This window comes from Longimicrobium sp. (assembly GCF_036554565.1).
In the GTDB taxonomy this organism is placed as follows: Bacteria; Gemmatimonadota; Gemmatimonadetes; order Longimicrobiales; family Longimicrobiaceae; genus Longimicrobium.
The window spans coordinates 1-7,675 of sequence record NZ_DATBNB010000770.1 but is presented as its reverse complement, the minus strand read 5'-3'; the positions used below and the strand labels follow the sequence as shown (position 1 = coordinate 7,675).

Annotated in this window: 7 protein-coding genes; 4 read left to right on the top strand and 3 right to left on the bottom strand. The window is 69.6% G+C overall.

Features of this window, described 5'->3' with window-relative positions:
- Nucleotides 1–114: 114 nt before the first annotated feature.
- The 3 genes from VIB55_RS21755 (at nt 115) to aceB (ending at nt 3,310) form a co-directional block, all read left to right on the top strand.
- Nucleotides 115–1,029 (top strand): sulfurtransferase, encoded by a 915-nt coding sequence (locus VIB55_RS21755; RefSeq protein WP_331878775.1) that lies wholly within the window; start codon nt 115–117, stop codon nt 1,027–1,029.
- An 11-nt stretch (nt 1,030–1,040) separates the two neighbouring features.
- Nucleotides 1,041–1,493: a thioredoxin TrxC gene (trxC, locus tag VIB55_RS21750; protein WP_331878774.1), complete on the top strand. Its 453-nt coding sequence runs from the start codon at nt 1,041–1,043 to the stop codon at nt 1,491–1,493.
- A 200-nt stretch (nt 1,494–1,693) separates the two neighbouring features.
- The gene (gene aceB, locus VIB55_RS21745; protein WP_331878773.1) at nt 1,694–3,310 is read left to right on the top strand and encodes a malate synthase A; all 1,617 of its coding nucleotides are present in this window, start codon (nt 1,694–1,696) and stop codon (nt 3,308–3,310) included.
- A 304-nt stretch (nt 3,311–3,614) separates the two neighbouring features.
- Here aceB and VIB55_RS21740 read toward each other — a convergent pair whose 3' ends face one another.
- The 3 genes from VIB55_RS21740 to VIB55_RS21730 all read right to left on the bottom strand — a co-directional run bounded on the left by VIB55_RS21740 (nt 3,615) and on the right by VIB55_RS21730 (nt 7,011).
- On the bottom strand, nt 3,615–4,607 hold the full coding sequence (locus tag VIB55_RS21740) for a slipin family protein (protein ID WP_331878772.1): 993 nt from the start codon (nt 4,605–4,607) through the stop codon (nt 3,615–3,617).
- 10 nt (nt 4,608–4,617) lie between these two features.
- Nucleotides 4,618–5,046, bottom strand: coding sequence for a GntR family transcriptional regulator (locus VIB55_RS21735; protein ID WP_331878771.1), 429 nt, complete (start codon nt 5,044–5,046; stop codon nt 4,618–4,620).
- Nucleotides 5,047–5,400: 354 nt separating this feature from the next.
- Nucleotides 5,401–7,011, bottom strand: a complete 1,611-nt coding sequence (locus tag VIB55_RS21730) for an ATP-dependent DNA ligase (RefSeq protein ID WP_331878770.1) — start codon at nt 7,009–7,011, stop codon at nt 5,401–5,403.
- A 198-nt stretch (nt 7,012–7,209) separates the two neighbouring features.
- On the opposite strand from VIB55_RS21730, the gene VIB55_RS21725 reads away from it, so the two are divergent.
- A complete protein-coding gene (locus VIB55_RS21725) occupies nt 7,210–7,473 on the top strand; it encodes a hypothetical protein (RefSeq protein WP_331878769.1) in 264 nt (87 codons plus the stop codon).
- Nucleotides 7,474–7,675: the final 202 nt, after the last annotated feature.

Genomic DNA, 7,675 nt, shown 5'->3' with positions numbered 1-7,675 from the left:
ACTTCGTGTGGTTGTTGCAGCGAATTCATTCGCCCGCGCGCCCCGTCGCACTTCACTTGCATCATTCCATGGGCAGCACCGCGACGCACCCGATCTCACGCCCCAGGAACGCCGATGCGAAAGCTCTTTCCCTTTATGCTCGGAGCCGCGCTGGTGGCGGCAACCGCCGCCTGCCCGGTGCGGGTTCCCAAGTCCAACCCCATGCCCAAGTGGAACGAGGACCTTCGCGAAACCTCGGGGGAGCTGGCGCGGCGGCTGACCGATCCCCGGGTGGTGGTGCTGCACGTAGGCCGCGACCGCACGAGCTACGATGCGGGGCACATCCCCGGCGCGCGCTTCCTGCCGCTGTCGGCCATCGTCGCCGAACGCAACGGCATTCCCAACGAGCTGCCCCCCGTGCAGCAGCTGGAAGAGGCGTTCGAGGCCGTCGGCGTATCCGACAACTCGCGGGTCATCCTCTACGGCGACCTGCAGGGGCTGCTGGCGGCGCGCGCGTTCTTTACGCTGGACTACCTGGGCCACGCGGACCACGCCATCCTCGACGGCGGACTGGAGAAGTGGCGGGCCGACGAGCGGACGGTGTCGACGGAGGTGCCCGCCGCACGGCGCGGATCGCTCACCCCGCGGCCCCGCGCGGACCTGGTGGTGACGGCCGAGTGGGTGCGCGACCACCTGAACGACACCAGCGTGGTGTTCATCGACGCGCGGCCCGCCGCGGAGTTCAGCGGCGCCACGCCGGGCGACGGAGTTACACGTCCCGGCCACATTCCCGGCGCGCACAACCTGTTCTGGCGCAACTCGCTGATCTCGGAAACGGACCCGCGCCTGCGCTCGCCCGAGGTGCTGGCCTCCGCGTACACCCTCGCCGAGGCGTCGCAGTCCGACACGGTGGTGGTGTACTGCCGCACGGGGGTGCAGGCCAGCCACGCCTACTACGTGGCGCGCTACCTGGAGCGGAAGGTGAAGATGTACGACGCCTCGTTCATCGAGTGGAGCCGGCGGGGCGCCGATTTTCCCGTGGAGCGGTAGGAGGCAGGGCGATGGAAACGACGACGCAGCAGCGCAAGGCGACCGTGCAGTGCCCCTCGTGCGGGCGGCTGAACCGGGTGGACCTGGCCCGCGCGGCCCACCGGCCCCGGTGCGGCCACTGCAAGCAGCCGATCGCGCTCGACCGGCCGCTGCACCTTTCCGACGCCGCGTTCGACCGCGTGGTGGCGGATTCGCCGGTCCCCGTGCTGGTGGATTTCTACGCCGACTGGTGTGGGCCCTGCAAGATGATGGCTCCCATTCTGGACCAGGTGGCGGCGCAGCGGATGGGGAACGTGCTGGTGGCCAAGGTGGACACCGACGCCAATCCCATGGTGTCCCAGCGCTTCGGCATCCGCTCCATTCCCACGCTGATCGTGTTCCGCGGCGGGCGCGAGGTGGCGCGAGAGCTGGGCGCCCTCCCCGCACCACGCCTCAACGCACTCCTCGATTCTGCGATACGCTAAGACACACGCCCGCGATGACTGTTACTCCCCTCTCCCGCGCAGTTTGCGGGGGAGGGGCCGGGGGAGGGGGAACCGCGTGGCTCGCGGAACCACTGTTGCGCAACGTACTTTCTGTGGACGAAGCCATTGGCATCACCCGATCGCCGATGCCTGTCGCTGATGCGCAGAGCTTGGACGAAATCATCCCGAGAGGAACGCAGATGACGGTCGCGGACGAGACGGCGGGGCAGGTGCAGGGCGTTCAGGTCTTGGGCGATGGGGAAGGCGCGGCGGCGCGCGTGCTGACGCCGGAGGCGCTGGCCTTCGTGGCGGACCTCCACCGCCGGTTCAACCCCACGCGGTTGGAGCTGCTGCGCCGGCGCGACGAGCGGCAGGAGTGGATCGACCAGGGGAACGAGCCCGGTTTCCTGGACGAGGAGACGGCCGAGGTGCGCGCCGGCGACTGGAGCGTGGCGCCCTGCCCGGCGGACCTGGAGGATCGGCGCGTGGAGATCACCGGGCCCACCGACGCCAAGATGGTGATCAACGCGCTGAACTCCGGCGCCAGCTGCTTCATGGCCGACTTCGAGGACGCGCTTTCGCCCACGTGGAAGAACGTGCTGCACGGCCAGGCCAACCTGTCCGACGCCATCCGCCGCACCCTGTCGCTCGACGCCGGGGGCAAGCAGTACCGGCTGAAGGACAACACGGCCGTGCTGATCGTCCGGCCGCGCGGCTGGCACCTTTCCGAGCGCCACGTGCTGGTGGACGGCGCGCCCGTCAGCGCGTCGCTGTTCGACGTCGGATTGTACTTCTTCCACAACGCGCGGGAGCTGCTGGATCGTGGCAGCGGCCCGTACTTCTACCTGCCGAAGCTGGAAAGCCACCTCGAGGCGCGCCTGTGGAACGAGGTGTTCACCCACGCGCAGCGGGCCATGGGCATTCCGCACGGGACCATTCGCGCCACGGTGCTCATCGAGACCATCCTGGCCGCCTTCGAGATGGACGAGATCCTGTACGAGCTGCGCGACCACGCCGCGGGCCTCAACGCCGGCCGCTGGGACTACATCTTCAGCATGATCAAGAAGTTCCGGAAGCGCGCCGACTTCGTGCTCCCCGACCGGGTTCAGGTCACGATGGCCGTGCCGTTCATGAAGTCCTACGCGGAACTGCTGGTGAAGACCTGCCACCGCCGCGGCGCGCACGCCATGGGGGGGATGGCGGCCTTCATCCCCAGCCGCCGCGACGCCGAGGTGAACGAACGCGCGATGGCCAAGGTGCGCGAGGACAAGGCCCGCGAGGCCGGGCAGGGCTTCGACGGCACCTGGGTGGCGCACCCGGACCTGGTGCCCGTCGCGCGCGCCGAGTTCGACCCGGTGCTGGGCGAGCGGCCCAACCAGAAGCACCGTCAGCGCGACGACGTGAACGTGCGGTCGGCGGCGCTGCTGGAGACCGGCATCGTGGGTGGGCAGGTGAGCGAAGGAGGCGCGCGGCTGAACGTGAACGTGGCACTGCAGTACATCGAGGCGTGGCTGCAGGGCAACGGCGCCGTGGCCATCCACAACCTGATGGAAGACGCCGCCACCGCCGAGATCAGCCGCGCGCAGCTGTGGCAGTGGATCCGCCACCGCACCCCCATCGCTGACGACGGGGATCAGGACGGCTACTTTACGCCGGACGACTACACGCGCATCCGCGACGCCGAGATGGCCGCCCTGCGCGCCGAGCGCACCGACACGCGCTGCCTGGAATCTGCCTGCGCGCTCCTGGACGACCTGGTGCTGGGCACCGAGTTCATTCCGTTCCTCACGCTTCCGGCGTACGAGATCCTGCACTGAGGATGTGACGCGATCGGTGGTACAATTCGAAGAGGCTCCCCGGCGATGGGGAGCCTCTTCGTGTTAGCCGAGGGAAGAACTTCGGGCGGAGGTCGACTCGCTACCGGTGCATGCCCCTGGGAGCCCCCTCCCCCCGACCCCCGTCCCCCGCTTCGCAGGGGAGGGGGAGACCTGAAACGCGCTCCGGCGGGCCTGGTGCGCGACTCCGCATGCAGTCCGCGAAGGCGGACTTTGGGCCTTTGTTGCCGCGAATTCATTCGCCCCAGCGGAGCCGAGGCCCCGTCTGCGGGGGCTTGGGCCCGCCTCACTCCTCGTCCGTGACGATCCGCAGCTCGCTCCCGGCGAACGGGTCCGCCGACATCGGGGACAGCGTAGGGCGCTCGTCCTGGGCCTGCTTCGCGAGCGCCGCGGCGGCCATGATGCCGCTCGTTCCCATGCTGTCGACGATGGTGCTGGGCACCACCATCATCCCGCCCTTCTGCTTCAGCCCCTCGTACAGGATGTTCATCTGCCGAAGCTGCAGCGCCACCGGATTCCCCTGGTAGCTCTCCGCCGCCTTCTCGAACAGCTTGGCGATCTCCACCTCGGCCTCGCCCAGGATGATGCGCGCCTGCTTCTCCCGCGTGGCCTGCGCCTGGCGGCTCATGGCGTCCTGCAGCGAGTCGGGAATGATCACGTCGCGCATCTCCACCGAGTGCACCGTCACTCCCCACGGGGTCGTGCGGCTGTCGATCAACGCTTGCAGCTCCTGCTCGATCTTTTCGCGCCCGGCGAGCAGCTCCGAGAGCGAGGTGCGGCCGATGATGTCGCGTAGCGCCGTCTGCGATGCCCAGCTCACGGCCTGCTTGTAGTCCTGCACCTCCAGCGCGGCCTTCTCGGCGTCGTACACCGTCCAGAACAGCACCGCGTCCACGTTCACGGGCACGGCGTCGCTGGTCAGCGTCTGCTCGGCCGCGAAGGCCGTCGTCGTGGTGCGGTGGTCCACCCAGGCCGCCACCGTGTGCACGCCCGGGATCACCCAGAACACGCCCGGCCCCTGCAGACCCACGTACTTGCCGAACTTCAGCACCACCGCGCGCTCCCACTGCTGCGCGATCTTGGGCGAGAACATGGCCACACAGCCGATTCCGATGCCGGCGATCAGCGCCAGCGGCTCGCCCGCGGCGGCCGTGATCGCCCCGCCGATGACGCTGGGAATCGTGAGCGCGAGCGTTCCCAGGATGTTGCCGCGCGGAACGCTTCCCGGCGTGAGCTGGGGCATGTTCGCCTTGTACTGCGTGAGGTCGGTGCCCGGCATGGGATTCCCCTTAGCGGTTGCGGCGGCTGTCCAGGTGAATGATCACGTCGTCGAGCGAAAATCCCAGCGCGGCCGCCTCGCGCAGGAACCCGTCTTCCAGCGCGCACAGTTCCGCGAGCAGCTCTTCGCGGTCGATGGCGTCGGACGATGCCCTCACTACGGTGCCCACCCCGGCCACGGTTTCGAGTACCTGCTGCTTCTCCAGCTCCGCGTACGCGCGGGCGACCGCGTTGGCCCCCACGCGCAGGTCCACGGCAAGCTGGCGGACCGTGGGGAGCGTGTCGCCGGGGCCCAGCGCGCCAGCCCCAATGGCCGCGCGCACCGTGCGGACGATCTGCGCTTCCACCGGCGTAGGATCGGTCGGGTCGATGTGGAACATGGGGAAGGGATGCGGCGCCAGAAGGCCGCGGTCAAGTGTTTCCATCGATCTGGAGGCCATCCCGGCTCGGCTGCCCGCATGCCGCCGAAGCGCACCTGTCATCCCGACGGAGCGGCCACGGCGAACCTGCCCCCGCACGGCAGTCGGCAGCGACCGAGGGATCCGCCACACACGGCGCGAGATGCGCCACGACAGAGGCCGCCACAGAACGCACACTTCGCGGACGAGGGGCGCCGTGGAGACACCATCCAAGCAGTGAGGCGTCCGCCGGTACAGCGCGATGAGGCGCGCTGTGTGGCGGACCCCTCAGTCGCTGCGATCCACGGTGTCAGGGCTGAGTTTTCCGGGGCCGCTCCATCGGGATGACAGCGTGTGTCCGCGTCGTCTTCACGAGACAACAACTGGCGGTACCCGTCAGTCGCCGGACGCCTGGGCCGCGGCCGATTCCAGCAGGGAGAAGATCGTGTCCAGCGAGTCGGCGTCCTCCGGCTTCTTGTCCGTGCGCCAGCGGAGCATGCGGGGAAAGCGCACCGCGACGCCGCTCTTGTGGCGGGGCGAGCGCTGGATGCCTTCGAACGCCAGCTCGAACACCAGCTCCGGCTTCACCGTGCGCACGGGCCCGAACTTCTGCGTCGTATTCCGCCGCACGAACGAATCCACCTTGCGGATCTCCGCGTCCGTCAGCCCCGAGTACGCCTTGGCGAAGGGCACCAGCTCACCCTCCTTCCACACGCCGAACGTGTAGTCGGTGTACAGCGACGCGCGCCGGCCGTGCCCCCGCTGCGCGTAGATGAGCACGGCGTCTACCGTGAACGGCTCCACCTTCCACTTCCACCACGCGCCCTTGCGCCGCCCCACGCCGTAGGCCGCGTCCGCCCGCTTGAGCATCAGCCCCTCGGCCAGGCGGGCGCGGGCGTCGCGGTGGGCCTGCAGCACGTCGTCCCAGTCCGCCGCGGCCACCACGGGCGAAAGGAGGATGCGCCCGGCGGAAGGCGTCACCCGCACCAGCTCCTCCAGCCGCGAGCGGCGCCACGCCTGGGGCTGTTCGCGGACGTCCACGCCATCCACCTCCAGCAGGTCGTACGCGAGCAGGACGACGGGCACCTCGGCCAGGATCTTGGGCCCCAGCACCTTGCGCCCGATGCGCCGCTGCAGCTGCGCGAAGGGGAGCGGCCCGTCGCGCCAGGGCATGATCTCGCCGTCGAGCACGGTGCCGTCGGGGAGCAGGGCGGCGGCATGCGCCAGCTCGGGAAAGCGCTCGGTGATCAGCTCTTCGCCGCGCGACCAGATGAAGGTGGACCCGCCGCGCCGGATCACCTGCGAGCGGATGCCGTCCCACTTCCACTCGGCCTGCCACTCGCGCGCATCGCCCAGCGACTCCAGCTCCCCCTCCAGCGCGTACGCCAGGAAGAACGGGTACGGGCGGCTGAGGTCGGTGTCGCGCGTGTCCATCTCCAGAAGCCGCGCGTAGAAGTCGGGGTTGGGGTCCCACGCGCCCATCATCCGGTGCGCGACCGCCGCCTCGTCCACGCCCGACACGCGGGCCAGGGCGCGGACGACCAGGCTCTGCGACACGCCAACGCGAAAGCTGCCGGTGATCAGCTTGTTCCAGACGTACGCCTGTGGCCCGTCCAGCTCTGCCCAGGCCTGCTGGATCTCGCGGCGCTGCCCCGCCTCGTCCTCGCCGCGCAGGGGGAGCAGGCGCTCCTCCACCCAGTGCCGCAGCGGCAGGTCGGTGGATGAGCCCGATGGCGGGAGAAGGAGGGAGATGGTTTCGGCCAGGTCGCCGACGGAATCGTAGCACTCCGCGAACAGCCACTCGGGCACGTCGGCCGCCTCCATGGCCCACGCGGCCAGCTTGCGCGCGCCGACGAGCCGCTTGGGCCGCCTTCCGCTCAGGAAGTGCACGGCCCACGCGGCGTCGGCCGGGTCCGCGGCCGCGAAGTAGCGGGCAAGCGCATCCACCTTCTCGCCCGTCTTCGTGGTCTCGTCCAGCTCGGCGTACAGCGAGGCAAAATCCTTCAATTCGTGTGGATGATCAGGGGGAACTCCCGGGTTTCGCGGTTTCCTCGCGGAGTAATCCGCAGTCATTCTGGCGCCGTGGATCGACGCCGGTCAATCGCCGGACGGAAGATAGTGCAAAGTACCCATGCCGGAGATGCGCGGAAGGGCGATCCTTGGTCCGTGCAGGACAACGCCGACTTACGACCCACGGGCACTCCGATGGACGATCAACGGACTGAATATGCGCGCTCCGTCGCCGAGCGCATCGAGCAGGAGTTCCTCGACAAGCTGCGCCGCTTCATGGCTACCTCGGTGCCGCTGGAGGACATCACCCGCGTGCAGGCGCAGTTCGGCGCCACGCCGGCCACGTCCGTGCACCCGGCGCTCCGGCTCCTCGCGCGGGAGCCCGTCGCGGACGATCGCACGGGGCCGGCGGCAAACATCCAGCGTGCGGGCCAGGCGAAGGTGCGTCCGGCGGCGTGACGGGTGTGGTGGTGGGGAGGGGCGAACGCCCGGCGGCGGTCATGCGGACCGCTTGCCGGGCGTTCGGGCGTGTGGCATCTTGCGCGCCCCATCCTCAGCGGGAGATACGCGGATGAGCGAGATGGAGCGGGTGCAGGACCCCGACGGCCGGTTCAGCATCGTGCCGCCGGGGGGGTGGTCGGCGGCGCCGGACGAGGAGCAG